A 24,944-nucleotide genomic window follows, 5' to 3' on the forward strand; every position below is an offset into this window, starting at 1 on the left:
TGCCGATAACAACCCAGCTATATCTATTTTCTGGTTTTGGGAAGGTGATTCTTGATGTTCATGGCCCAGCAATATGTTGGACAATACAGACGTAAGCGTTTGCTTATTGCTGTGGTGATTGCTTCGATTGTTCTTTCGTTAACGCTGGCTTTTCGCTACTTTGAAGAAAAATCATATGTTCAACAGCGAGCAATCAGTTTTGCCGATAATGCAATTACGCGTTTTGATCGCATGTTTTCACCGCTTGATGTCTCCGCCAACAACATGCAGGGATTGGTCGGAATGTCCTGTCCGGATGCCCGTTTTCCCTTAATCGAAAAAATTTCTTCGCTACAAACCGTGCGCGCTATTTTGCTGGTCGAGGAGGACAGGCTTTACTGTTCCAGTATTTTTGGCTCACGAGATATCTCGTTCAGCCAGACCTACCCTGAACTTGCCCTTAACGAGAAGCGCATGCTGCTCTCCACGGATGACTATTTGCTCAAAGGTTCGCCCGTCTTGTTATTGTGGACGCCCACGATGCTGGATAACCGTTCCGGAATACTTCAGGCCATCAATATTGAATTAATGAGCAGCTACCTGCTGGAGCCGCAGGCACCCTGGGTTGAACGGGCAATTTTTAACGTGAACGGCAAAAGCCTTGAATATGGCAATCCTCTCATTGAGTCCACGCTGCCTTCTGAGGATGAAGTTACCTATACCGAAGCCTCGCTGCGTTATCCCTATACCGTTACCCTTTATGGCCCCTCACCTTCGCGCCTGGCCCTGGCCTCTCTGCCTTCGCAGTTGCCCCTGGCGCTCATGCTGAGTTTGCTGATTGGCTATGTGGTCTGGCTGGCAACCGCCAATCGCATGAGCCTGAGCTGGCAGATTAGCTACGGCATCACAGCCAATGAATTTATGGTTTACTGCCAGCCCCTGATCAATGCCCGAAACGGTAAATGTGATGGCATTGAACTTCTGTTGCGCTGGCATAATCCGCGTCAGGGCTGGATTCCACCCGACGTTTTTATTCCCCTGGTTGAACGCCAGAACCTGATTGAGCCGTTAACCCGCTTTGTGCTGAACCGCGTCGTCGACGCCTTGCCGGATCTTCCCCACAGTCCACACTTTCATATTGCCGTTAATGTCGCGGCGAGCCATTTTCGCGAACGTGCCATTCTGGAAGACCTGCAAAATATTTGGTGGCCCGCCAATCCTGTCCCCCAGTTGGTGGTCGAGTTAACCGAGCGTGATGCCCTGCCCGTGGTCGATCAGACGGTCATTGCTCAACTGCACGACATCGGCGTGCGTTTGGCGATAGATGATTTCGGTACCGGGCACAGTTCGCTGTCCTACCTGAAAGATTTGCAGCCAGACGTGCTTAAACTGGACAAAATCTTTACCGCCTCAATCGGGACGGATGCGATTAACGCCACCGTCACCGATATGGTGATCTCGCTGGCGCAGCGTCTGAATATCAGCCTGGTCGCAGAGGGCGTAGAAACCCAGGAGCAGGCAGACTATCTGCGCGATCGCGGCGTGGATCATCTGCAGGGTTATTACTTTGCCCGTCCGATGCCGCTGGAGGACTTTCCGGCGTGGTTGCGCCATCATCAACTGACCTGTGACCTGTAGTGCCCTCAACGCCATCCACACGTCGGCAGGTCATGTCTTCACGCAAAAAAAAACGCATCACCATGTGATGCGTTTTACGCTAAGAAGTACGCTAAGAAGGTAGGTTAACCTTTTTCTTCCTCATCATGTTGTTGATCTTTGGTCACGCGCACCAGATCGATACGGTACTCCGTGGCTTCGATGATCTGGAAATGAAGCGGCTCAATATCGATGACGTCGCCAGGCTTAGGCAACTGCCCTTTCTGCGCAATCAGCAACCCTGCCAGAGAAGCGTGATCTTCTTCCGGCTTTACCAGCTCGTGGAAGTCGAGGAGCTGCTGCAGTGAATGCAGGTCGGTGCCGCCTTTCACTAACCAGCCATCACCGTCCATGATGATATCCGGCGTTTCATCTTCATCCGGGAACTCACCGGCGATCGCTTCCAGCACATCCAGCGGCGTGATTAAGCCCTGCACCACGCCAAACTCGTTAGTCACGATAACAAAGCTGCCTTTGGCACGGCGCAAGACGCCCAGCAGGTTAATCGGGTCAAGCGTTTCCGGCACGATGATGATCGGTGTATTGGCAGCAAAGGTCGCGACGTCAACGCCGTGATCCAGCGCCACCAACAGCTCTTTGGCTCTGACCACGCCAATGATTTCATCCAGCTCACCCCGGCATACCGGGAACAGGCTGTGCGGCGTATCCAGCAGCTGAATACGAATTTCGTCAACCGGACGGTTGGCATCCACCCAGGAGATATCACCACGCGGCGTCATAATGCTGCGAATCGAACGGGATGCCAGCGTCAGCACGCCATTAATCATATAGCGTTCTTCGTCTTTAAAGGCTTCCTGTGGCATGGCAATGGCAATCGCCTGCTCTTCCGTGCTCGCGGGAGCGGACTGCACCCGATTACGTCCGCCCATCAACCGCAAAATCGCCTCGGCGGTGCGTTCACGCATAGGTCGATGCGACTGATGACGGATAAAATTGTGGCGGGCAATCTGATTGAACAACTCGATAAGAATCGAGAAACCAATCGCCGCGTACAGATAACCTTTCGGAATGTGAAAACCAAAGCCTTCGGCCACCAGCGACAGGCCGATCATCAACAGGAAGCTGAGACACAGCACCACCACAGTGGGATGCGCGTTGACGAATTTTGTCAGGGGCTTAGACGCCGCCAGCATCACGATCATCGCAATAACAACCGCTGTCATCATCACCGGCAGGTTATTGACCATACCGACGGCAGTAATCACCGCATCCAGGGAGAAGACCGCATCCAGGATGACAATCTGCGTCACAACCGCCCAGAAGCTGGCGTAGCTGCGGTTGCCGTTGTTTTCCAACTCACGGTTCTCCAGCCGCTCATGCAGTTCCATGGTGGCCTTGAATAACAGGAATATCCCTCCCGCCAGCAAAATGAGATCGCGTCCGGCGAAGCTGAAACTTCCCACGCTAAACAGTGGACGCGTCAGAGTCACCATCCAGGAGATAAGCGATAACAGGCCCAGACGCATGACCAGCGCCAGCGACAAACCAATCAAACGCGCTTTATCACGCTGCTTAGGTGGCAACTTATCCGCAAGAATGGCAATAAAGACCAGGTTATCAATGCCGAGAACGATTTCCAGCACAATGAGCGTGAGCAATCCCGCCCAGATCGAGGGGTCGAACAGAAATTCCATTAGTGACTCCTGAACAAGGATGTGATTACGTTAAAGCGTGCCAGCGTCAGATGACGTGACTGAAATAAGCGCGGAAAAGCAGAGAAAACGCGGTCTGGCGTGAATTGACGCGCTGAAGAGCGCAAAGACAAGGTTAAGCAACGTCGGTGACGATCCATAAGGGTGGGCTGCAGCCCGCTACTCCTGAATAATAAACAGATTGCTAATGTATCAGTTCGTACCACGAGGTCAAAAAATTTTCTTATTTTTACACTCTCTCACGGCCGGGTTCAGGCGTCATAAAAACTCAATTTCCCTCATTTATGCTGCAAATAGCCAACCAATATCACAAACTTTATTTTTTCGGACACTAAAATAAATCCGGCATTCACGTAGTGAGTTGGTTATCCCAACAATGTTGAAATTAGGTTAATTCACATTAACAAGATTTAGATGTTGTTAACGCGATAATTCTTAACGGTTCCTCACATTATGATGAACCAACAAGCGAACGGAGGTAGCACGTGACCATTGCTCTTGTAATTGGTACACACGGCTGGGCAGCGGAGCAGCTGCTTAAAACGGCAGAGATGCTTTTAGGCGAACAGAACAATGTCGCATGGATAGATTTTGTACCGGGGGAGAATGCTGACACCCTGATAGAAAAATATCAGGCACGACTGGCAGAGCTGGACACATCACAGGGGGTGCTTTTCCTGGTGGATACCTGGGGCGGCAGTCCATTCAATGCGGCCAGTCGGCTGGTCGTTGATAAAACGCATCACGAGGTGGTCGCCGGGGTAAACATTCCTATGTTAGTCGAAACCCTGATGGCCCGAGACGATAACCCCTCTTTTGACGAACTGGTGGCGATTGCGGTTGAAACCGGCCGTGAAGGCGTCAGAGCGTTAAAAGCACAACCTGAAGAAAAACCGGCTGCTGTTGCCGCCCCGCCGTCTGCGCCTCGCGCAGCGGCCCCCGTCAACCGGCCGCTGACGCCTGACGAACACATGAATATTTGCCTGGCACGCATCGACGATCGTCTTATTCATGGGCAGGTCGCTACGCGCTGGACCAAAGAAACTAACGTCAGCCGCATTATCGTGGTCAGTGATGAGGTGGCTAACGACAAAGTGCGTAAAACGCTGTTAACCCAGGTGGCACCGCCGGGCGTCACCGCACATGTGGTGGACATCGATAAAATGGTGCGCGTCTGGAATAACCCCAAATATGCCCGCGATCGTGTCATGCTGCTGTTTACCAACCCAACGGATGTCCTGCGGATTGTTGAACAAGGCGTGGATATCAAGAGCGTCAACATTGGCGGTATGGCATTTCGCCAGGGGAAAACCCAGGTGAATAATGCCGTCTCGGTCGATGAAAAAGATATCGCCGCCTTCCGCCAGCTTCACGCGCGCAATATAGAACTTGAAGTGCGCAAAGTCTCGGGCGATCAAAAACTAAAAATGATGGATCTGGTGGCTAAGGTGAGCGCATAACACGCCAGCTATATTTTTCTATCCTGTAGAGGACAAGAAGTATGATGGAAATAACCACACTTCAAATTATTTTAATCTTTATTGTCGCCTGTATTGCCGGTATGGGTTCGATTCTGGATGAGTTCCAGTTTCATCGCCCGTTGGTGGCCTGTACGCTGATCGGGATTGTACTTGGTGATATGAAAACCGGCATCATCATCGGCGGTACGCTGGAGATGATTGCACTTGGCTGGATGAATATCGGTGCTGCCGTTGCGCCTGATGCCGCGCTGGCCTCCATTATCTCCACCATTCTGGTGATTGCCGGTGGACAGAGCGTGGGTGCTGGTATTGCGTTGGCCATCCCACTGGCGGCGGCCGGTCAGGTTCTGACCATCATCGTACGTACGCTGACCGTGGCGTTCCAGCATGCGGCGGACAAAGCCGCGGAAAAAGGCAACCTTACGGCCATCTCATGGATTCACGTTTCCGCCTTGCTGCTTCAGGCAATGCGCATCGCGATACCGGCGCTGATTGTTGCCATCTCGGTGGGAACGGATGCGGTTCACTCTCTGCTCAGCTCCATCCCTGAGGTCGTCACCAACGGTCTGAACATCGCAGGTGGCATGATCGTGGTCGTCGGTTACGCCATGGTCATCAATATGATGCGTGCAGGCTATTTGATGCCGTTCTTCTATCTGGGTTTCGTCACTGCCGCGTTTACCAACTTTAACCTGGTGGCTTTAGGCGTGATTGGCGTCGTGATGGCGGTGCTTTATATCCAGCTCAGCCCGAAATATAACCGCGTAGCCGGTGGGCCCGCGGCATCGCCGTCAGCTAACGACCTCGACAACGAACTCGATTAAGGAACAGGTGACAACATGGTTGATATAACAAAAGTCGAAAAGAAACTGACGCCGGGTGACGTTCGCGCTGTATTTTTACGCTCAAACCTGTTTCAGGGTTCCTGGAACTTTGAACGTATGCAGGCGCTGGGGTTCTGTTTCTCAATGGTGCCAGTGATCCGCCGTCTTTATCCTGAAAACAATGACGACCGCAAGCAGGCCATCAAACGCCACCTTGAGTTCTTTAATACGCATCCTTACGTGGCCGCGCCTGTGTTAGGTGTGACGATGGCGATGGAAGAGCAGCGCGCTAATGGTGCAGCGATAGATGACGGTGCAATAAACGGTATCAAAGTGGGCCTGATGGGCCCGCTGGCCGGCGTAGGCGATCCGATTTTCTGGGGAACCGTTCGTCCGGTGTTTGCGGCCTTAGGCGCAGGCATTGCGATGAGCGGCAGTTTGCTCGGTCCGCTGCTGTTTTTTATCCTGTTTAACCTGGCGCGCCTGTTAACCCGTTACTACGGCGTCGCTTATGGTTATCGTAAAGGGATCGATATTGTCAGCGACATGGGCGGTGGCTTCCTGCAAAAACTGACCGAGGGAGCATCGATTCTCGGCCTGTTTGTTATGGGCGCGCTGGTTAACAAGTGGACGCACGTCAATATTCCGCTGGTGGTTTCACGCATTACCGATCAGACCGGGAAAACCACGGTGACGACGGTACAGTCGATTCTGGATCAGCTGATGCCGGGCATTGTCCCACTCCTGCTGACTTTCGCCTGTATGTGGCTGCTGCGCCGCAAGGTTAATGCGCTGTGGATTATCGTTGGCTTCTTTGCTATCGGTATTTTTGGTTACTGGATCGGTTTGCTCGGGCTGTAACGTTAACCGCATCGGGAGCCTCGGCTCCCGATGCTTTTAAGCGGCCCGCTGCGTGAGAAAGCCGGCTTTTATCTGTAAAGGAAGAACAATGTCATTGACCGACGGCATCATCGCCCTCTGCATCATCGCCCTTCTGTTTTTTTGCTGTTTATGATGAAGCGGTTCTGCCACGTCGTCATGGCCCCACGCTGTTACGTGTACCGTTACAACGCCGTCATAAAGCCGACAGCCTGATCTTCATAGGTTTACTGCTCATCCTGTTGTGGAACAACGTCGCCCATCAAGGCCCGAAACTTACCACCGCGCTGTTGATGGTGCTGTGTTTTTTATCATTTTGGCTTTTCTGGCTGCGTCGTCCCAAACTGCTGATGAAAAGTCAGGGATTGTTTTATGCGGGCAGGTGGACAGACTATCGGCGCATACAGGGCATGAATCTTTCAGAGGACGGCATTTTAGTCATGCAGCTTGAGCAGCGACGTTTGCTGATCGCCGTGCAGCAGCTTGACGATCTTGAACGTATTTACCAAACGCTGGTCGAGGCGCGTTAGTCGCGTTGCCAAAGGGTAATCATAAAGTCCGCTTCACAGTGAAATTGCGAGCTTTCAGCGAGGGACTGCCAGACTTCTGGCCGCGCGCGCCAGGCAAACGGGGTCATCTGCAACAGGGTGGTTGCCGCCTGTGCGGTCAACGCCATCGGATAGGTCAAACGGTGCTGGGCCCGTTGCGTAAATCCCTGGTAGACTTTCTCTTCCGACGCGTGAAGCTGCACCTCGCGATAAATCAGCGCCTTGAACTGCTCCAGATGATGAGGCCCGGGCGTAACCGTTAGCAGCAGGCCACCCGGTTTGATGACGCGGCTCAGTTCCGCCTCGTTGCAGGGCGCATAGATACGTACCACCGCATCCAACATGTTGTCACTAAACGGCAGGCGCTGGCTTGAGGCCACACAGAATAACACCTGCGGATAGCGCTTAGCCGCCAGTCGAATCGCCATTTTCGCCACATCCAGACCGTATACCTGCCCTTCAGGGGCGAGATTGTCGGCGAATGCGCCCGTGTAGTAACCTTCCCCGCAGCCGATGTCCAGAATCTGCGCAGCCGGTTGCTGCAGGTGCTGATCAAGCACGCTCACCACCCGATCCCGCAACGGCTGGTAATAACCGGCCTGAAGAAACTCACGCCGCGCCTGCATCATGTCAGCACTGTCGCCCGGCTCACGCGAGCCTTTATGTTGAACGGGCAGCAAATTGACATAGCCCTCTTTCGCCTGGTCGAACTGGTGACGATTCTCACAGCGCCAGCTGCGTTCGGTAAGGCTCAGGGGAAAGTGACAAAGTGGGCAAATCAAAGACATCAGGCGCTCCGGCAGAAATCGACGCGCAGAAGTGTACTCGACGGGAAACAATATCGAAAGCGTAAAAAAAGCCTCGGCCAGATGGCCAAGGCTTTAATATCTGAGACTGTGGTGCCTGGCACCCGTCTGAGGCGAAATCAGATAGCAGTAACGTTAACTGCTGCTGGACCTTTCTGGCCGTCCTGAATTTCGAACTCTACGTTCTGGCCTTCAGCCAGTGTTTTGAAACCGTTGCCCTGAATAGCAGAGAAGTGTACGAACACATCTTTGCTACCGTCAGCTGGAGTGATAAAACCGAAGCCTTTAGACTCGTTGAACCACTTAACCTGACCTTTAATCTTTGCCATTTTACTAATTCCTTAAAGTGTTTATTTTGCCCGGAGGCTAACCTACAGATAAAACAGAGACATTACTGAATGAGGCACTGATTAAAGTTCGGCAAGGAAGCGGTATTCAACGTCAACGTCTTTACTCGTAACTTCTTTACTGAAGATGCCATACATAAACAGAACTGTACCTCGTTTAACCCACGAATTGTTATCACATATCCGCTAAATAATGGCAAGCCATTTTTATATGCCTGACCGGCGCTTTTTGCATAATTGCAAAGTGGCTCCCAGAGAATGTACTTCCTGGTACAAAACCCTGGATAGCGGACGCCAGTAATAGCCCTGACATCACTATAAAATAATGCTTTCCTGCCCGGACAGGATGATATCTGACTCCCTTACCCACCTCACTCGCGATGGATAACATTAAAAAAATAACATTGCACTAATATGGCAATATTGCACCAAATAAAGGAGCAGATAAGTGAAGCGCGAGTAATCTATTGCGGCAAGCTTGTACAACAAAACTTATTCCGTACACATATAAATATTATTTTCAGCAAAATCATAAGTTGAGCGTGAACGCAATCATTTATAGCTTGCGCGCAGGCGTTTTTTGAATTAGGCCTGCGCCATGTAGGATATTAAAATGGATTCCAGTCAACACGTAGCGGCGTCTGACGAGAATGTTATCACGACGGATTAATCGGGTTGATATATGTCAGGCTGCGGCTCTCGCCAATCTGCCATGGCGTAAAGTGCCTGCTCGCTTCACCGCTTTGCGTTAAAACACGCTGCAATTCCGCCGGAGGCGCATCCAGCGATTCATCGGCCAGTTCAAAAACCCCCCAATGGATTGGGACAGTAAGAGGCTGGCCGATTGCCCGCCACAACGCCACCGCCTGTTGAGGGTCCATATGTTGTGCCCCCATAAACCAGCGAGGTTCATAGGCCCCGACGGGCAGCGCGGCCAGATTGAACGGGCCGTGACGTTCTGCAATGGCATGAAGATTTTCCGTGTAGCCACTGTCACCCGAGAACCAAAAGCGCACTGAGTCGGTTTTAATGACCCAACCGCACCAGAGAGATCGGTTGCGATCGGTAAAGGTGCGCATACTCCAGTGGCGGGCCGGTACCGCATCAAACTGAATCCCACCCATCGCCTTGTGTTGCCACCAGTCCAGCGCGTGCACCTGTTTAACCCCACGACGTTTACACCAGTCCGCCAGACCCAAGGGCACCAGAAAAACAGCCTCAGGAAAATGGCGTACGATCTGCTTGATGGTTGGCTTATCCAGATGATCGTAATGATTATGGGAGATCAGCACGTAATCCAGACGAGGCAACTGACTGATGGTCAGCGGGGACGGCGTTTTCCGTTCTGGCCCGATAAACGGCAGAGGCGAGGCCCGCGGGGAAAGCGCGGGATCGATTAATATATAGCGTTGATTCAGTCGCAACAGCAGCGCAGCATGGCCCAGCCACCAGAGCCGGTCATCCTCACCGCTCAGGTCGGCAGGTTGCCACCACTGCGCAATAAAGTCGTCATAACCCCGCTGAGGCGGATGGGGTAATCCCTGGGCTTTACGTTCCTTACGCCAGCGCTTCAGGTCACCCTGCTGGCGAGTATCAGGTTCGGGGTTGCGAAAACCCGCCGGTGTGTGATGGGCTTTACTGCTGTCAAACCAGGGATTCTTCCAGGCCATCCGGCCTCCATGCAGGCGTTAACGTTCCGGAATGAGGCGAATAAAATCGCCATTTTCCGGCTGCGCGTCAGTTTTTTGCTCTGACGTACCACTTTGCTTCTCGATCAAACGCTTCAGCAGGGCGTTTTGTTTCTTTTGCTCTTCCAGCAGCGACGCCAGCAACGCAATCTGTTCATTTGCCCGAACGCTGGCGCGGTTAACGTAGAACCACAGGATCAACGCCACAATCAGCATTATCCCCATCACGCCATAGCTGACCACAGGACCCGCATTAGCGGCTAACTCATTCATAACTGCCTCAAGATACCAGGTGAAACCACCATAAAAGGTGCGACCGTCTATTCTACCCTGCGGCGCAGTAAAAGATAATGGCGGAGTAAGGGATGGGCATCATTCTGCTCATTTCAGTTATCTCTGATCGCTTCCCGCGTAAAAGCGAGGCATGCTGCTGCGGTACATCATGTCAGGCAGCAGTCACTGGAACGCTGCGTTAGGCATCATAAGGAGATACAATGAAACTGTTTATTCGGGCGATTGTTGTTGTGGGGATTATCTGGCTGGCGATGCTGTTTACCGGCTATGGCATTCTGGCTGGCAGTAATAAGAATGCGGCGGGACTGGGACTTAAGTGTAACTACCTTACCGCACGGGGCATGATCACGGCACAGTATCTGCACACGGACAGCGGCGTAGTGGGCGTGACCGACTGCCCGCTGTTGAAGAAAAGTAGTGAAGTGGTTGATAACTGATCGCACTGAAGCGGGCCAACTGGCCCGCTTTTTTTTACGAAAACGTGTAATCGTGATAACCCAGCTCGGCGGAAAGACGTCGTCCCGCGTCTTGCAGCATCGTGACATAAGTCTGCTTATTCGACTCTGAGAAGCGAATGGTGGGAAAAGAGATACTCAACCCGGCGACGGCCACGCCAAAGCGATCAAAAATGGGCACGGCGATACAGCGCACGCCCGCTTCCTGCTCTTCGTTATCCTCACCATAACCCCGCTGCTTCACCTGACTCAGCGCCTCCAGCAGCGCACCCGCGTCAGAAAGTGTATTGGCGGTATGAATGCTAAACGTCATGCGCTGCAGAATCTCGTTGACGTCATCACGGCTGCGCCATGCTAATAACACCTTACCCAGCGCGGTAGAGTGCAGCGGATTACGGCGACCGATACGCGACGACATGCGCAGGTTATACAACGAATCGATCTTGTGAACATAGACGATGCTCTCGTCATCCAGCGCGCCCAGATGAATCGTTTCTTTGGTCAGGCGGGACAATTCCCGCATCTGCACATCGGCACTGCGAATCAAATCGATGTTCTGCAGCGCTTTCGATCCCACCTCAAAAAGTTTTAGCGTCAGCGAGTATTTCTCGCTTTCCCCTTCCTGGGCCACATAACCTAGTGACTTCATGGTTTGCAGGAAACGGTAAACGGTGCTTTTCGACATCATCAGCCGTTGAGCCAGTTCGGTAATCCCATGCTCGCGCGCGTCACTTAATGCCTGCAAAATGCCAAACACCTTTTGCACCGACGAGACCGAATCAGGCTGTTTGTCCTTTTCATCAGGAACCATGTGCCACCTTGAATACGTGTTTCAAAAAAAACGGAACGAGGTTGCAGTATAGATGGGCCGACATTGCCCCAGCAATCTTTCAACGCCTGTAACATCTGCAAAATATATTTTTCGGCCCGGCGCGATGCATTTTGTCCGGTAATTGATTAGGATCATGATATTCACCCCCTTTAATATTAGCCTCTATGTCACTCTCTTCTTCAGACGGCGGACTTGCTGTGCCACAACGGTACTGGGCCATTCTGACGATCGCCATTGGCCTCATCATGGCGGTGTTAGACGGTTCGATTGCCAACGTGGCGCTTCCCACCATTTCACGTGAACTGCAGGCCAGTCCGGCCCAGTCGGTGTGGGTGATTAACGCCTATCAGATCGCCATTGTTTCTTCGCTGCTGTCATTGTCATTTCTGGGTGATATCGTCGGCTACCGTCGCGTGTATCAGTTCGGCCTGGTGGTGTTTGTCGCGACCTCCGTATTCTGCGCCCTGTCGTCCTCCCTGACGATGCTGACCGTGGCGCGCGTCATGCAGGGACTGGGCGGTGCCGCGATAATGAGCGTGAATACGGCCCTGATACGCATTATCTATCCGCCCCGCTATCTGGGACGCGGGATCGCCATTAACGCACTGCTGGTCGCGATCTCAACCGCCGCCGGGCCTACAGTTGCGGCGGCCATTCTCTCGTTCGCCAGCTGGCGCTGGTTATTCCTGGTTAACCTGCCGCTCGGTGCGGTGACACTGTGGCTGGCGTTACGCTACCTGCCGGATAACCCACAGCGGGCAAAAACACAGAAGTTTGATGTCATCAGTGCCGTGATGAATGCGCTTTTTTTCGGCCTGTTGATTTCTGCGCTGGGCGGCTTTGCACAGGGACAATCGCACTGGCTGATAGCCAGTGAAGTGGTGGTGGTCATCCTGGTGGGTTATTTCTTTATTCGTCGCCAGTTAGCGATGGCGGTGCCGTTACTGCCGGTCGATTTATTGCGTATTCCCATTTTCGCCCTGTCTATCTGCACATCAGTGTGCTCTTTCTGCGCCCAGATGCTGGCCATGGTTTCACTGCCTTTCTATCTGCAAAGCGTACTGGGTCGTGATGAAGTTGCTACGGGCTTGCTGTTGACGCCCTGGCCGCTTGCTACCATGCTGCTTTCGCCGGTGGCTGGCCGCCTGATTGAGCGGGTGCATGCCGGTTTACTGGGCGGGATTGGTCTGGCTCTGTTTGCTGTCGGGCTGTTCCTGCTCGCCCGGATGCCGGCCCAGCCTGAGGATAGTGATATTATCTGGCGCATGATGCTGTGCGGTGCAGGTTTTGGCCTGTTTCAGTCACCCAATAACCACACCATCGTCACCGCAGCCCCGCGCAACCGCAGCGGCGGTGCCAGCGGTATGCTAGGAACGGCACGTTTACTGGGGCAAAGCAGTGGTGCAGCGCTGGTTGCGTTGCTGTTCAATCTGATGGGAAATGGCGGAACCCACGCCTCGCTGTTATTAGCCGGGGGATTCTCTACCGTCGCCGCCCTGCTCAGCCTGTCAAGGATGAAAGCGTCCTGAGTCCGGCGACAAAAAAGGCGACTGAGCAGTCGCCTTTTTATCGGGGTTTACTTCAGATATTCGCCGCTACGCAGCGCTTCGATACGTTTGTCTAACGGCGGATGCGACATAAAGAGTTCGCTAAATGACTTTCCTTTGCCGTTGATACAAAACGCCATCATGCTGCTGGGTTCCTGCGGCTCATAGCTGGTTTTCAGACGCTGCAAAGCCGCAATCATCTTCTCGCGCCCAACCAGTTTGGCCGAACCGGCATCGGCATGGAATTCACGATGGCGTGAAAACCACATGGTAATAATGCTGGCAAGGATACCAAACACCAGCTCAAGCACCATGGAAACGGCAAAGTAGACCAGCGGATTACCGTTGCTGCTTTCTTCACCATCACGGTTGCCGGACATAAAACCGGCCGCAATCTGTGCCAGGATGCGCGACACAAAGATAACAAAGGTGTTCACCACACCCTGAATCAGCGTCATAGTAATCATGTCGCCGTTCGCAATGTGCGCAACTTCATGCGCCAGCACGGCCTCCGCCTCATCCCGGCTCATGTTTTGCAGCAGGCCGGTAGAAACGGCGACGAGGGAAGCATTACGTCGCGCACCGGTTGCAAACGCATTGATATCCGGCGCGTGGTAAATAGCGACCTGTGGCATCGCGATGCCCACTTGCTGTGCCTGGCGGCCAATGGTCTCAAGTAACCAGCGCTCGGTTTCATTGCGTGGTTGTTCAATCACTTCACCACCGACCGAACGGAGCGCCATCCACTTCGACATCAGCAGTGAGACAAACGCACCGCCGAAGCCAAACAGACCTGCCATTATCATCAGGCCCTGAACACTGCTTGACTGAATTCCTGTCAGGCTGAGAATCAGCCCGAATACCAACATCACAGCCAGGTTGGTCAGCAGGAAAAGAGCAATACGCATCATAACGGTTAATCTTCCTCAGTAGTTCATGCGCTCATGCGCGGATACATATCCTATGAGCATTACGCGGGTTTTCAAGCGACCTTAACGTTTAAGTGCCTAAAAAGACATAACTTTACAATATGACACAACCTTCCGCGTAACCTGCCGAAAACCGTCCGGAAGAACACATTAACTGCGCTAATCACTGCCAAATTAATGATAAAAAAAAGCACCGCGCTGAGCGGTGCTTTTCGTCAATCTTATGCCTTTAGTTGGTCTTTGCCGCGGGAGCGTCGGGTAATGACTTCTCCAGTTGCGCCAGATCATTGGCAATTTTGACCGTTTCATCCAGATAAGGATCGGGCTCTTTATAGTCCTTCGGTAAATCATCCAGGCTTTTCAGCGGCTTTTTACCTTCAGCCTGATAGCGCGCATTAATCCGTTCCAGACGCAGTGCATCTTCTTCGTGATTCTCTTTCTCACGCTGGGCAAGATTGAGTGACACGATATTGCGTTTGTCTTTCATGGCATTAAAGCGAGCGATGTCCTTCATGATGTACTGGAACTCGCGATCTTTAGCGATACGTTCGTCGTGTTCTTTGGTCAGCTGCGGTGCCAGCGCTTTGACATCACCAGTCCTGGTGTACGTGGCGGCCGTAATGCTGTCCCACGGTAGCGCGTTATCTTCAAACTTCTCGCCCGTTTCTGCCGCTTCTACGCCGGTCGGCATTAGCAGGTCAGGCGTAACGCCTTTGCGCTGAGTACTGCCACCGTTGATGCGATAGAACTTCTGAATCGTGTACTGCACCGAACCCAGTGCCGGCCATTCCGGGCGCAGCATCTGATCGTAAATCCGGTTCAGAGAACGATACTGCTGAACGGTACCTTTACCAAACGTCGGCTCGCCAACAATCAGCGCACGTCCATAATCCTGCATGGCAGCCGCGAAGATTTCTGATGCTGAAGCACTGAAGCGATCAACCAGCACCACCAGCGGGCCTTTATAGTAAACAATGCCGTCGTTGTCGCTGTCCTGGCGCACGTGGCCGTTGTTATCACGCACCTGCACAACCGGGCCGCTGGGTATAAACAGGCCGGAAAGCGAAACCGCTTCGGTCAGCGCACCGCCGCCGTTGGTACGCAGGTCAATAACAATGCTGTCCACATTCTGCTTCTGCAGTTTCTGCAGCTGGACCTTAACGTCATCGGTCAGGCCAACATAGAAGCCCGGAATGTCCAGCACGCCGACTTTCTGTTTACCGACGTTATGAACGCTCATTTTAACGGCGCGATCTTCCAGACGGATTTTCTCACGCGTTAACGTCACAATGCGGGTCTTGGTGCCTTTGCCTGCAGGCAGAACCTCAAGGCGAACCTTGCTGCCTTTCGGTCCTTTAATTTTAGCGACCACATCATCCAGACGCCAGCCGATCACGTCTTCCATTGGCTTGCCCGGCTCACCGACGCCGACAATCCGGTCGCCAACGGTAATGGCTTTGCTTTTCGCCGCCGGACCGCCTGCCACCATCGAGTTGATAACGGTATAGTCATCATCCATCTGCAACACGGCACCAATACCTTCGAGCGACAGACTCATTTCAGTATTGAACTGCTCGGTATTACGCGGCGAGAGATAGTTAGTATGCGGATCGATTTCGTGAGCAAACGAATTCATGGCCAGCTGGAACACATCTTCACTGTTGCTCTGCGCCAGACGGCGTATCGCAAAGTTATAGCGTTTGGTCAGCACTTCACGAATTTCTTTTTCGTCTTTCCCGGCGAGTTTAAGGCTCAGCTCATCGTATTTGACCTTGGCGTCCCACAGCGCATTTAACTCGCTCTGATCTTTCGGCCACGGAGCTTTAGCACGATCAATATCGATCGTGTCATTGCCGGAAAAGTTCATCGGGCGAGCCAGCACCGTGAGCGCATACTGATAGCGCTCAAAGCGGCGTTTCTGCGCCAGATTATAAAGATCGTAGAAAATATCTAGTTTACCGCTACGCAGCTCATCACCCAGTTGGGCTTTCTTGCTGGCAAACTGCGCGACATCCGACGCCAACAATACGTTGTGGCTGTAGTCGAGCATATTCAGGTAGCGATCAAAAATCTTAGCGGAAAACGTACCGTCAAGATCGAACTGGCGGTAGTGAGAACGGGTAAACCGCGAGGTCACACGCTCGCTTACCGTCGGATCCTGCGGGTCCTCGTGCAATTGAGGAATTTGATCGGCACGCGTGATGTTCTCGGCCGCAAAGGAAGGGCCTGACAACAGCAGGCCCGCGATCAATCCAACTTTTAAAAGGGTGTTCATGCCGGGGTCAGCCTCCGTTTCAGAACTGCAAATGTTCTGCGCGCACAATCATTGCCATGCCGGAAGCGAGCTGCACCCGGACGCCGTCTTTTGATACTTCCAGAACGGTCGCGTCCATCGCACTTTTGCCTGCTTTAACTTTAATACTCTGGCCGGGTTGCAAAGTTGAGGTATCAGTGATGGGTTTAGCCTGCTGCTCCGGGCGTGGTGCCGGTTTGCGATTCTGTGATGCAGTAGGACGCTCAGCAGACTGTGGACGCGGCTTACGCGCGGCCTCACCTTCTGCCGGTTTACGCGGAGCAGGTTTACGTGGGCGACGTGGTGCAGATGCACCTTCTTCGCCTTCACCGGCTTCACGACGCGCGGCTCGCTGCTGGTCGCGTTGTGCCTGAACACGCGCTTTCGCATCTTCAAGCTGCTTGCGGGCATGCTCCACGTGCTGCTCATCGAGCACACCACATGGGTTTCCATCGAGATCCACGCGGGTTGCGCCCGCTTTGATACCGTAGAGATAACGCCAGCTGGAGGTATAAAGGCGCAGGGCCGAACGCAACTGCGTTTTGCTCAGGTTCATTTCGCCCTGAACGCGCTCTACCAGATCCTGAAAGATACCGATTTTGAGCGGACGCGCTTCACCTTCAGCGCTAAAGCAGTGCGGAAAGCGCTCCGCCAGAAAGCTAATGACTTCTTTACTGCTATTCAACTTAGGTTGATTTTCCATGAAATTTCCTGATTACTACGGGTTTGCCGACCAGAGCAGGCATGAACAGGCGACATTATAATGACAACATCGCCAAATGCCATGCAATCCAGTCGATTAGCTGCGCGTCAGTTGCAAATATTTTTCTAAGTCACTGTTCGCGAGCACGTCGCAAAGCCCGTTAGTCAAGGCGACCAGCCCTTTTTCATCTTCACTATCAAAGCGATTGTATTCCACGCTGTCGATGTCCAGAACGCCGACAACCTGACCGTTTATTTTCAGAGGAATCACAATTTCTGCATTACTGGCCGCATCGCAGGCGATGTGTCCGGGGAAAGCATGGACATCATCAACACGCTGAACCTGTTCCTGCGCCAGTGCCGTACCACAAACTCCTTTACCCACCGGAATGCGGACGCAGGCAATCTTACCCTGGAACGGGCCAAGTACCAGCGTGTCCGCTTCCGTCAGCAGGTAGAAGCCTGCCCAGTTCACGCCTTCAAGACGTTCATACAACAGCGCGCTAAAATTACCCATCGCGGCGAGGAACGCCGTTTCTCCCGCCAGTAAGGCGCGCATATCGCGATCTAAATCGGCGTAAAAGGCAGTTTTGTTCATTATTCAACCGTTACTAGTGACATCCGAGCGGCTAACCACTCCGCTTGTTAAAAATAAGCACTAAAAATCCATAGCCATAAGGTGAATCATAGCGTTAGTTACTATAACCTTAACATTCTGTGGATCGAAGCGTGATACCCAAGACAGGTACCCAGGCGATGTCTTACTGACCCTTTGCGTTAATGACAATAAGCGAAACTTGCACTTAATGATGAAAATTCACGCTATCAGCCAGACATTGCCTCACGCACGTTATCAGCGTTGTCCGCAATGCGATACCCTTTTTTCCTTACCAGATGTGAAATCGCATCAGTCAGCGCACTGCCCCCGCTGCAACGCGCAGATTGTGAGCGGCCGTGACTGGTCAATGACGCGTTTACTGGCGATGGCGGCCACCATGCTGGTGCTGATGCCTTTTGCTTTTAGCATGCCACTCATCGACATTCGCCTCCTGGGCATGCGCATTAATGCCAGCGTGCTGGAAGGCATCGTGCAGATGACGCTGCAGGGCAATGTTCTGACGGCCTCGATGGTGGCGTTCTGTACTATCGGTGCGCCGGTCACCCTGGTGGCGGGCATCGGCTACCTGGCGCTGGGTCAGCGTTTAGGCATGAACCTCCGTCCGGTGTTGTTGATGCTGGATAAGCTTAAAGAATGGGTCATGCTGGATATTTTTTTGATTGGCATCGCCGTGGCCTCAATCAAAGTGCAGGATTATGCCGATCTTGAACTGGGCTATGGGCTGGTGGCCTATGTGGCGTTAACCGTGCTGAGTGTGATAACCCTGATCCATCTGAACATGGAGCAACTCTGGGAACATTTTTACCCACAACAGCCTCAGGTGACGCGCCGGGACGATTTGCAGGTCTGCCTCAACTGCCACTATACCGACATTCCTGATGCGCGCGGGCGCTGTCCGCGCTGTCATACGCCGCTCGACTTTCGGCGTCGCCACAGCTTACAAAAATCCTGGGCCGCACTGATCGCTTCTATCGTGCTGTTGATTCCGGCCAATCTGCTGCCGATTTCTGTGGTGTATCTGAATGGTTCGCGCCGGGAGGACACGATTTTCTCCGGTATCCTTTCGCTGGCCTCCGGTAACGTCCCCGTGGCCGCTGTGGTATTTATCGCCAGTATTTTAGTCCCGTTTACCAAAGTGCTGGTGATGCTGGCGCTGCTGATCAGTATCCATTTCCGCTGCGAGCAAGGCATGAAAACCCGCATTCGTCTGTTGCGTTTTGTTACCTGGGTTGGACGCTGGTCTATGCTGGATCTGTTTGTCATTTCACTAACCATGTCGTTGGTCAACCGTGATCAACTGCTGGCTTTTACCATGGGACCAGCCGCGTTTTACTTTGGCGCTGCTGTTGTCCTGACCATTATGGCCGTTGAGTGGCTGGATAGCCGCCTGCTCTGGGATGCACATGCAACAGGAAACGCCGACTACACCGACTAATGCTACGCTGCGCAATAAGCGTAAGATTTCGCCTTTTTGGCTTCTGCCCATTATCGCAATGCTGATTGCGGGCTGGTTGCTCTGGACAAGCTTTCAGGAGCGCGGCACCACCATTTCTATCAATTTCCAGACGGCCGATGGCATCGTGCCTGGGCGGACGCCTATTCGCTATCAGGGCGTGGAAGTCGGTACGGTGCAGGGCATCAATCTGAGCGATGACTACAGCAAGATTCAGATCAAAGCCAGCATCAAAAGCGATATGCGCGATGCGCTGCGTGAAAATACGCAGTTCTGGCTGGTCACGCCGAAAGCCTCGCTGGCGGGTGTGTCCGGTCTTGACGCGCTGGTTGGCGGTAACTACATCGGCATGATGCCAGGTGATGGTAAAGAAAGTGACACCTTCACCGCACTGGATACCCAGCCCAAATACCGCGTGAACACCGGTGAACTGATGATTCACCTGCATTCACCTGACCTCGGCTCGCTGAATACCGGCTCGCTGGTGTATTACCGTAAAATCCCGGTAGGTCGGGTTTATGATTACAGCATCAACGGTCAAAATAACGGCGTTTCGATTGACGTCCTTATTGAACGTCGCTTCGTGAACCTGGTGAAAACCAACAGCCGCTTCTGGAATGTGTCGGGGATGAACGCTGACGTCAGCCTGAGCGGTGCCAAAGTCCAGCTTGAAAGCCTGGCGGCACTGGTCAACGGCGCTATCGCCTTCGACTCCCCTGACGGCGCTGAAGCCGCGAAAACCGATCAGAACTACCAGCTGTATCCCGATCTGGCACACAGCCAGCGCGGCGTGCTGATATCACTTGATCTTCCCAGCGGGGATAACCTCTCAGCAAACCGGACGCCGCTGATGTACCAGGGCTTAGAAGTGGGCACCCTGACCAAGCTGAATTTGCAGGATGGCGGTAAAGTGACGGGCGAGATGACGATCGATCCATCGGTCGTGGGCCTGATGCGGGCAGGCACCCGCATTGAGATGCGCAGTCCTAAACTCAGCCTTACCGATACCAGCCTGAGCAGCTTACTCACCGGTAACACCTTTGAACTGGTGCCGGGCGACGGTGCGCCGCAGCAGCATTTCACGGTGGTCGCGCCCAACAAGACGTTACTGCAAAAACCCAATGTCCTCACGGTTAAGCTCAGTGCTCCCGAGAGCTATGGCATTGATGCGGGACAGCCGCTGATGTTACACGGCCTGAAAATTGGCCAGGTAATTTCGCGGGATCTGGATGAAAACGGCGTTAACTTTGTGGTCGCAGTCGATCCTGAACAGCGGCAACTGGTCCATGGTGACAGCAAATTCATTGTCAACAGTCGTCTTGACGTGAAGTTTGGTCTGGATGGCATGCAGGTGCTGGGTGCCAGCGCCCGCGAATGGGTTGACGGTGGCATTCGCCTGGAGCCGGGTAAGCAAGGCGCACCCAAAACGGCTTATCCGCTGTTTGCCGATGCCGAACGCGCAGAAGAAGGTATTACCGGCGATGGCCCGTCAACCACACTGATGCTGACTGCCAAAAGCTTACCTGACGTGCAGGCTGGCTCCATCGTGCTCTATCGCAAATTCCAGGTGGGTGAAATTACCAACGTCACGCCGCGAGCCGATGCGTTTGATATTGCAGTCCATATCAAACCGGAATACCGCAAGCTGGTCTCTGGCGAAAGTGTGTTCTGGGCGGAAGGCGGCGCACGTGTTCAGCTTAACGGCAGCGGCTTAACCGTGCAGGCGTCACCTTTGAACCGTGCGTTAAAAGGGGCCATCAGCTTTGATAACCTGACGGGCGCGAAAGTCGATAAAGGCGTTAAACGCGTCCTGTATCCATCTGAAACTGCGGCCCGTGCGGTCGGCAGCCAGATTACATTACATACCTATGACGCGAGCAAACTGTCCGCCGGTATGCCAATTCGCTACCTGGGGATTAACGTCGGGCAAATTGAGTCACTGTCGCTGAGCAATGACAACAATCAGGTGGTGGCGAAAGCCGTGCTTTACCCTGAATATGTCCAGAGTTTCGCCCGCGTCGACAGCCGTTTCTCCGTCGTGTCACCAGAGATTTCTGCTGCGGGCGTCAATCATCTGGAAACCATCCTGCAGCCCTACGTTAACGTCGATCCGGGCAAAGGCCGTGGCGCGCGGACGTTTGAGCTGCAGGAAAGCACCATTACCGACTCACGTTACCTCAACGGCCTGAACATCTATGTTGATGCCACCGAGGCGGGTTCCCTGTCACTGGGGACGCCGGTGCTGTTCCGCGGGGTGGAAGTGGGTACGGTGACCGGCACCTCGCTGGGTAATATGGCGGACCGCGTCCAGATCGCCCTGCGCATCAGTAAGAAATACCAACATCTGGTGCGTAATAATTCCGTGTTCTGGCTGGCCTCTGGCTACAACCTGGACTTTGGACTGATTGGTGGTGTGGTGAAAACCGGCACCTTCCAGCAGTTTATTCGCGGTGGTATTCAGTTTGCTACGCCGCCAACGGTGCCGCTGGCTCCGCAGGCGACCGCAGATAAACACTTCCTGCTGCAGGATGAACCGCCTAAAGCGTGGCGGAACTGGGGAACGGCGATTCCGGACCCGAATCAGCCTTAAGACAGACGGGCAGCGCAGGCTGCCCGTTTTCTTTCTGCGTGCTACACTGCCACCTTTGCCTCAAAGAGAACCTATCCGTGTCCGACTCCGCCTCACGCTTCCCTGCCGACTTCCTCGACCTGATACGCCAGAGTTTGCCCGATGACACCAGCCTGCAGCAGTTTATGGATATCAGCCTGCAGCCTTTGCGCCGCAGCCTGCGGGTTAACACCTTAAAGATCAGCGTGAGCGACTTTCTGGCACAAACGGCCCACTACGGCTGGCAGTTAACGCCCGTGCCCTGGTGCAAAGAGGGATTCTGGATCACCCGCGAGGATGAAAGCCTGCCATTGGGCAGCGTCGCCGAGCATCTGAGCGGCCTGTTCTATATCCAGGAAGCCAGCTCGATGCTGCCGGTAACGGCATTGTTTGATGCGCACCCCGATGCGATGAGCATCATGGACATGGCCGCGGCACCCGGCTCAAAGACCACCCAGATTGCCGCCTGTATGCATAACCAGGGCGTTATCCTTGCCAATGAGTTCTCTTCCAGCCGGGTCAAAGTGTTGCACGCCAATATTACCCGTTGCGGCGTCACCCATAGCGCACTCACGCACTTTGATGCCCGCGTCTTTGGACCTGCGCTACCGGAGCAGTTTGATGCGATCTTGCTGGATGCGCCCTGCTCCGGCGAAGGTGTCATGCGTAAAGACGCTGATGCCCTGAAAAACTGGTCGCTTGCCAGCACCCATGATATTGCCGCTACCCAGCGCGATCTGATTGACAGCGCGTTTCATGCCCTGAAGCCAGGCGGTACGCTGGTGTACTCCACCTGTACGCTGAATCAGATTGAGAACCAACAGGTGGTAGCCGGGCTACTTGAGCGCTATCCGAATGCCGTCGAAATTGCCCCCTTGCAGTCATTGTTCGCAGGTGCGGAGCGGGCAGCCACGCCTGAGGGTTTCCTGCACGTTTTTCCTCAGCTGTTTGACAGTGAAGGTTTCTTCGTCGCCCGCTTACGTAAAACGGCGTCCGTCGAGCGTTTGCCCGAACCGACTTATAAAGTCGGTAAGCTGCCGTTTAGCCACCTGAGCCGCAAGCTCGAAAGCGAGATTGTGCAGGCAGCCGCGAAGGTCGCCATTCAATGGGATGACAGCCTGCAGCTCTGGCAGCGTGATAAAGAGATCTGGCTGTTCCCGACCGCGGTTACACCGCTGTTAGGTAAGGTGCGCTTCTCGCGGATTGGCCTGAAGCTGGCAGAGACCTTTGCAAAAGGCTATCGCTGGCAACACGAGGCGGTTATTGCGCTGGCCTCACCGCGCCCTGAGCAGACGTTTGCGTTGAGCGAGGCGGAAGCCGAAGAATGGTATCGCGGTCGTGATATCTATCCTGAAAATGCGCCAACCCTCGACGAAATGATAGTGACCTATCAACATCAGCCGCTCGGGCTGGCCAAACGTGTTGGTAGCCGCATTAAAAACAGCTACCCGCGCGAGCTGGTGCGTGATGGCAGGCTGTTCCGCTAGGCGCACGCACGCAATGTGACACTGTCACGTTGCGTGCCCTGTTTTTGACTCAGGATTGCGGTTAAATCGGGCGTGATGTGATGGAAGATGCGTTAAACAGGACAGGACCACGCCGGACGCCGCCGGCGCGTTCAGCCTTTATGCGTTGCGCAGTTTGGCGGGATGCGTCAGCAGTTTAGCCGCAGGCCGGATTGGCCGCCGGACTAATTCCCCGCCACAGTTTGGACACAGCCCTTTAAGATGCTGCTCAGCACAGGGAGCGCAAAAGGTACATTCGAACGAACAGATGCGCGCATCGTAGGATGCGGCAGGCAAGTCGGTATCACAGCGTTCACAGTTAGGGCGCAGTTCTAACATGGCATCCTCCTTGGCGGTAGCGGCTGCCAGCGTGGCAAAAGCCGCACCGCTTGTCGAGGATTTTCATCTTGCCACCAGGATGCCGTATGGATTTAATCAGCGGTTAGCGTGTTCCTGATTTTGCGTATCCTTGCTGCCCCGATCGTCATCGTCCTCTTTATCCTCTTCGTCATCCTCATTCTCTTCGTCGCTATTCACCATCGCCGCCTGAATCGCCTCATCTTCCAGCACCGGGTTAAGCGCCGCGCCTAATGGCGATGTCGCCAGGCTGTCTGGCAAGACCACATGGGGCAGCGGTACTTCGGTGGTCGGCAACGGAAGCGGCGTTTTCATATAGCTCAATGCGGCAATCAGCAGCGTACACAGGGTGAAGAAGAGATAAAGCATGTTGCTGCCAAACGGCTGAATTAATGCCCCCACCAGCAAAGGACCGATACTGGCACCGATGCCAAAGGCCATCAATAAACAGGCCGTGAGTGACACGCGCTGCTCGGCAGCCACCTGATCGTTAGCCAGAGCGACCTGTAAAGGATAAAGCGAAAACTGCACCATGCTGGCGACAAACGCGATGCCCAGCACCCAGTTGAAAGAGAGGTTTGGCAATACAACCAGCGGCAGACAGGCCAGCATCAATACGACGGAAATATAGAACAACAGTCGCTGGCGGTCGTAGCGATCGGACAGCCAACTGAGGGGAAACTGTGAAACCAGCCCGGCGAAAATAGTCAGGCTCATGAATATCCCGGTTTGGGCATCGCTGAACCCTTTACTGCTGGCGTAAACCGGTGCCAGACCATAAAACGCACCGACCACCATACCGGTTAACAAGGTGGTACTGAGCAACTTTGGAATCGTGCGAATAAAATAGCTCAGTTCCATGGGCGCGGGCGACATGGGCCGCACATGGGTGCGCGTTGTCAGGGCGATGGGTACCAGACAGAGCGCAAAACAGAGGGCCACAATCAACAACGTATTGATACCAAAACCGCTTTGCAGCGTCAGCACCACCTGGCCACTACTCAATCCAAGGTAGGTTGCCACCATATAGAAGCCAAAAATCAGGCCGCGCTGTGAAGATTCCGCCTGATCATTGAGCCAGCTTTCCAGCACCATATACTGACACATCATGCACAGGCCGATAATCAGACGCAGAAAAACCCATAGCGGTATAAAGTCTGTCAGACCGTGTCCTATCACTGACGCGGTGATAATACCGGCGCAGGCTACATACGCGCGAATATGGCCGACGCGCGCAATCAGGTTGTGCCCCACTTTCCCGCCGATCACCAGGCCAATGTAATAGGCTGCGATAATCGCGCCGATCACCGCCCCGTTAACCTGTTCATGCGCCAGGCGCAGCGACACATAGGTCGTCAGCAACCCCGATCCCAGTAGCATCAGCAACGTAGTGGTGTAAAGCGGCAGAAATGTTCTAAGAATTTTTCGCATACGACTCCCTGTCAACCACGGTAATCGGTGTCCTGTAG

Annotated in this window: 21 protein-coding genes and 2 pseudogenes; 10 read left to right on the forward strand and 13 right to left on the reverse strand. The window is 53.7% G+C overall.

The annotated features are described in order from the left end of the window. Positions 1-54 precede the first annotated feature (54 nt). Complete coding sequence (locus A6A26_RS17110; RefSeq protein ID WP_063879847.1) at positions 55-1,617, forward strand: EAL domain-containing protein; 1,563 nt, start codon at positions 55-57, stop codon at positions 1,615-1,617. Between the two features lie 104 nt (positions 1,618-1,721). On the opposite strand, the gene A6A26_RS17115 is transcribed toward A6A26_RS17110, so the two are convergent. Continuing rightward, a complete protein-coding gene (locus A6A26_RS17115; RefSeq protein ID WP_063879848.1) occupies positions 1,722-3,290 on the reverse strand; it encodes a TerC family protein in 1,569 nt (522 codons plus the stop codon). Positions 3,291-3,793: 503 nt separating this feature from the next. Here A6A26_RS17115 and manX point away from each other — a divergent pair. The 4 genes and pseudogenes from manX (at position 3,794) to A6A26_RS17135 (ending at position 7,022) form a co-directional block, all read left to right on the forward strand. After that, positions 3,794-4,768 carry a PTS mannose transporter subunit IIAB gene (gene manX / locus A6A26_RS17120; protein ID WP_063879849.1) on the forward strand — a complete coding sequence of 325 codons (975 nt, stop codon included), beginning with the start codon at positions 3,794-3,796 and terminating at the stop codon, positions 4,766-4,768. Between the two features lie 44 nt (positions 4,769-4,812). Next, positions 4,813-5,613, forward strand: coding sequence for a PTS mannose/fructose/sorbose transporter subunit IIC (locus A6A26_RS17125; RefSeq protein WP_063881190.1), 801 nt, complete (start codon positions 4,813-4,815; stop codon positions 5,611-5,613). A gap of 15 nt (positions 5,614-5,628) precedes the next feature. Continuing rightward, on the forward strand, positions 5,629-6,474 hold the full coding sequence (locus tag A6A26_RS17130) for a PTS mannose transporter subunit IID (RefSeq protein WP_013026024.1): 846 nt from the start codon (positions 5,629-5,631) through the stop codon (positions 6,472-6,474). An 88-nt stretch (positions 6,475-6,562) separates the two neighbouring features. Continuing rightward, positions 6,563-7,022: pseudogene (locus A6A26_RS17135) on the forward strand (DUF986 family protein). Here A6A26_RS17135 and rlmA read toward each other — a convergent pair. The 5 genes and pseudogenes from rlmA to A6A26_RS17155 all read right to left on the reverse strand — a co-directional run bounded on the left by rlmA (position 7,019) and on the right by A6A26_RS17155 (position 10,154). Beyond that, entirely contained in the window at positions 7,019-7,828 is an 810-nt protein-coding gene (gene rlmA / locus A6A26_RS17140; protein ID WP_063879850.1) for a 23S rRNA (guanine(745)-N(1))-methyltransferase, read from the reverse strand. The pseudogene A6A26_RS17135 and the gene rlmA sit on opposite strands and share 4 nt — an antisense overlap. A 137-nt stretch (positions 7,829-7,965) precedes the next feature. Next, positions 7,966-8,175, reverse strand: coding sequence for a transcription antiterminator/RNA stability regulator CspE (cspE, locus tag A6A26_RS17145; protein WP_001062678.1), 210 nt, complete (start codon positions 8,173-8,175; stop codon positions 7,966-7,968). Positions 8,176-8,212: 37 nt separating this feature from the next. Then, positions 8,213-8,331 (reverse strand): annotated as a pseudogene (locus A6A26_RS25565) (DUF2627 domain-containing protein). A 518-nt stretch (positions 8,332-8,849) separates the two neighbouring features. Further along, positions 8,850-9,863 (reverse strand): MBL fold metallo-hydrolase, encoded by a 1,014-nt coding sequence (locus tag A6A26_RS17150; protein WP_063879851.1) that lies wholly within the window; start codon positions 9,861-9,863, stop codon positions 8,850-8,852. Between the two features lie 18 nt (positions 9,864-9,881). Next, positions 9,882-10,154, reverse strand: coding sequence for a YebO family protein (locus A6A26_RS17155; protein ID WP_063879852.1), 273 nt, complete (start codon positions 10,152-10,154; stop codon positions 9,882-9,884). 221 nt (positions 10,155-10,375) lie between these two features. On the opposite strand from A6A26_RS17155, the gene A6A26_RS17160 reads away from it, so the two are divergent. Then, the gene (locus tag A6A26_RS17160) at positions 10,376-10,612 is read left to right on the forward strand and encodes a YobH family protein (RefSeq protein WP_063879853.1); all 237 of its coding nucleotides are present in this window, start codon (positions 10,376-10,378) and stop codon (positions 10,610-10,612) included. 34 nt (positions 10,613-10,646) lie between these two features. Here the strand turns inward: A6A26_RS17160 and kdgR are convergent, their stop codons facing one another. Beyond that, a complete protein-coding gene (kdgR, locus tag A6A26_RS17165) occupies positions 10,647-11,441 on the reverse strand; it encodes a DNA-binding transcriptional regulator KdgR (protein WP_063879854.1) in 795 nt (264 codons plus the stop codon). A gap of 185 nt (positions 11,442-11,626) precedes the next feature. Between kdgR and A6A26_RS17170 the strand changes: the two genes are divergently transcribed. Further along, on the forward strand, positions 11,627-12,991 hold the full coding sequence (locus A6A26_RS17170) for an MFS transporter (RefSeq protein ID WP_063879855.1): 1,365 nt from the start codon (positions 11,627-11,629) through the stop codon (positions 12,989-12,991). A gap of 47 nt (positions 12,992-13,038) precedes the next feature. Here A6A26_RS17170 and htpX read toward each other — a convergent pair whose 3' ends face one another. The 4 genes from htpX to A6A26_RS17190 all read right to left on the reverse strand — a co-directional run bounded on the left by htpX (position 13,039) and on the right by A6A26_RS17190 (position 17,531). Then, positions 13,039-13,920 (reverse strand): protease HtpX, encoded by an 882-nt coding sequence (htpX, locus tag A6A26_RS17175; RefSeq protein ID WP_063879856.1) that lies wholly within the window; start codon positions 13,918-13,920, stop codon positions 13,039-13,041. 247 nt (positions 13,921-14,167) lie between these two features. Continuing rightward, positions 14,168-16,213, reverse strand: a complete 2,046-nt coding sequence (gene prc / locus A6A26_RS17180; RefSeq protein WP_063879857.1) for a carboxy terminal-processing peptidase — start codon at positions 16,211-16,213, stop codon at positions 14,168-14,170. A gap of 19 nt (positions 16,214-16,232) precedes the next feature. Beyond that, the gene (proQ, locus tag A6A26_RS17185) at positions 16,233-16,934 is read right to left on the reverse strand and encodes an RNA chaperone ProQ (protein ID WP_013026035.1); all 702 of its coding nucleotides are present in this window, start codon (positions 16,932-16,934) and stop codon (positions 16,233-16,235) included. A gap of 96 nt (positions 16,935-17,030) precedes the next feature. Beyond that, positions 17,031-17,531, reverse strand: a complete 501-nt coding sequence (locus A6A26_RS17190; protein WP_063879858.1) for a GAF domain-containing protein — start codon at positions 17,529-17,531, stop codon at positions 17,031-17,033. 211 nt (positions 17,532-17,742) lie between these two features. On the opposite strand from A6A26_RS17190, the gene yebS reads away from it, so the two are divergent. The 3 genes from yebS (at position 17,743) to rsmF (ending at position 23,100) form a co-directional block, all read left to right on the forward strand. Continuing rightward, positions 17,743-18,987 carry a membrane integrity lipid transport subunit YebS gene (yebS, locus tag A6A26_RS17195; RefSeq protein ID WP_063881191.1) on the forward strand — a complete coding sequence of 415 codons (1,245 nt, stop codon included), beginning with the start codon at positions 17,743-17,745 and terminating at the stop codon, positions 18,985-18,987. Continuing rightward, positions 18,956-21,595: a PqiB family protein gene (locus tag A6A26_RS17200; RefSeq protein WP_063879859.1), complete on the forward strand. Its 2,640-nt coding sequence runs from the start codon at positions 18,956-18,958 to the stop codon at positions 21,593-21,595. The genes yebS and A6A26_RS17200 overlap by 32 nt, the downstream gene beginning before the upstream one ends. 77 nt (positions 21,596-21,672) lie before the next feature. Then, entirely contained in the window at positions 21,673-23,100 is a 1,428-nt protein-coding gene (rsmF, locus tag A6A26_RS17205) for a 16S rRNA (cytosine(1407)-C(5))-methyltransferase RsmF (RefSeq protein WP_063879860.1), read from the forward strand. Between the two features lie 138 nt (positions 23,101-23,238). On the opposite strand, the gene A6A26_RS17210 is transcribed toward rsmF, so the two are convergent. Continuing rightward, the gene (locus tag A6A26_RS17210; RefSeq protein ID WP_063879861.1) at positions 23,239-23,457 is read right to left on the reverse strand and encodes a DUF1272 domain-containing protein; all 219 of its coding nucleotides are present in this window, start codon (positions 23,455-23,457) and stop codon (positions 23,239-23,241) included. Positions 23,458-23,553: 96 nt separating this feature from the next. Next, on the reverse strand, positions 23,554-24,906 hold the full coding sequence (locus A6A26_RS17215; RefSeq protein ID WP_063879862.1) for an MFS transporter: 1,353 nt from the start codon (positions 24,904-24,906) through the stop codon (positions 23,554-23,556). Between the last annotated feature and the right edge of the window lie 38 nt (positions 24,907-24,944).

Origin of the sequence: Pantoea sp. OXWO6B1 (genome assembly GCF_001641135.1) — a bacterium.
Classification (GTDB): Bacteria; Pseudomonadota; Gammaproteobacteria; order Enterobacterales; family Enterobacteriaceae; genus Pantoea; species Pantoea allii.

Excerpts from the sequence above, each read along its gene's own strand:
- A6A26_RS17130 (WP_013026024.1), top strand. The coding sequence starts at position 5,629 with ATGGTTGATATAACAAAAGTCGAAAAGAAACTGACGCCGGGTGACGTT.
- prc (WP_063879857.1), bottom strand. The coding sequence starts at position 16,213 with ATGAACACCCTTTTAAAAGTTGGATTGATCGCGGGCCTGCTGTTGTCA.
- A6A26_RS17110 (WP_063879847.1), top strand. The coding sequence starts at position 55 with ATGTTCATGGCCCAGCAATATGTTGGACAATACAGACGTAAGCGTTTG.
- A6A26_RS17190 (WP_063879858.1), bottom strand. The coding sequence starts at position 17,531 with ATGAACAAAACTGCCTTTTACGCCGATTTAGATCGCGATATGCGCGCC.
- kdgR (WP_063879854.1), bottom strand. The coding sequence starts at position 11,441 with ATGGTTCCTGATGAAAAGGACAAACAGCCTGATTCGGTCTCGTCGGTG.
- A6A26_RS17160 (WP_063879853.1), top strand. The coding sequence starts at position 10,376 with ATGAAACTGTTTATTCGGGCGATTGTTGTTGTGGGGATTATCTGGCTG.
- A6A26_RS17150 (WP_063879851.1), bottom strand. The coding sequence starts at position 9,863 with ATGGCCTGGAAGAATCCCTGGTTTGACAGCAGTAAAGCCCATCACACA.
- A6A26_RS17200 (WP_063879859.1), top strand. The coding sequence starts at position 18,956 with ATGCAACAGGAAACGCCGACTACACCGACTAATGCTACGCTGCGCAAT.
- A6A26_RS17210 (WP_063879861.1), bottom strand. The coding sequence starts at position 23,457 with ATGTTAGAACTGCGCCCTAACTGTGAACGCTGTGATACCGACTTGCCT.
- htpX (WP_063879856.1), bottom strand. The coding sequence starts at position 13,920 with ATGATGCGTATTGCTCTTTTCCTGCTGACCAACCTGGCTGTGATGTTG.
- cspE (WP_001062678.1), bottom strand. The coding sequence starts at position 8,175 with ATGGCAAAGATTAAAGGTCAGGTTAAGTGGTTCAACGAGTCTAAAGGC.
- A6A26_RS17215 (WP_063879862.1), bottom strand. The coding sequence starts at position 24,906 with ATGCGAAAAATTCTTAGAACATTTCTGCCGCTTTACACCACTACGTTG.
- A6A26_RS17155 (WP_063879852.1), bottom strand. The coding sequence starts at position 10,154 with ATGAATGAGTTAGCCGCTAATGCGGGTCCTGTGGTCAGCTATGGCGTG.
- proQ (WP_013026035.1), bottom strand. The coding sequence starts at position 16,934 with ATGGAAAATCAACCTAAGTTGAATAGCAGTAAAGAAGTCATTAGCTTT.
- rlmA (WP_063879850.1), bottom strand. The coding sequence starts at position 7,828 with ATGTCTTTGATTTGCCCACTTTGTCACTTTCCCCTGAGCCTTACCGAA.
- A6A26_RS17125 (WP_063881190.1), top strand. The coding sequence starts at position 4,813 with ATGGAAATAACCACACTTCAAATTATTTTAATCTTTATTGTCGCCTGT.
- A6A26_RS17115 (WP_063879848.1), bottom strand. The coding sequence starts at position 3,290 with ATGGAATTTCTGTTCGACCCCTCGATCTGGGCGGGATTGCTCACGCTC.
- yebS (WP_063881191.1), top strand. The coding sequence starts at position 17,743 with ATGAAAATTCACGCTATCAGCCAGACATTGCCTCACGCACGTTATCAG.
- A6A26_RS17170 (WP_063879855.1), top strand. The coding sequence starts at position 11,627 with ATGTCACTCTCTTCTTCAGACGGCGGACTTGCTGTGCCACAACGGTAC.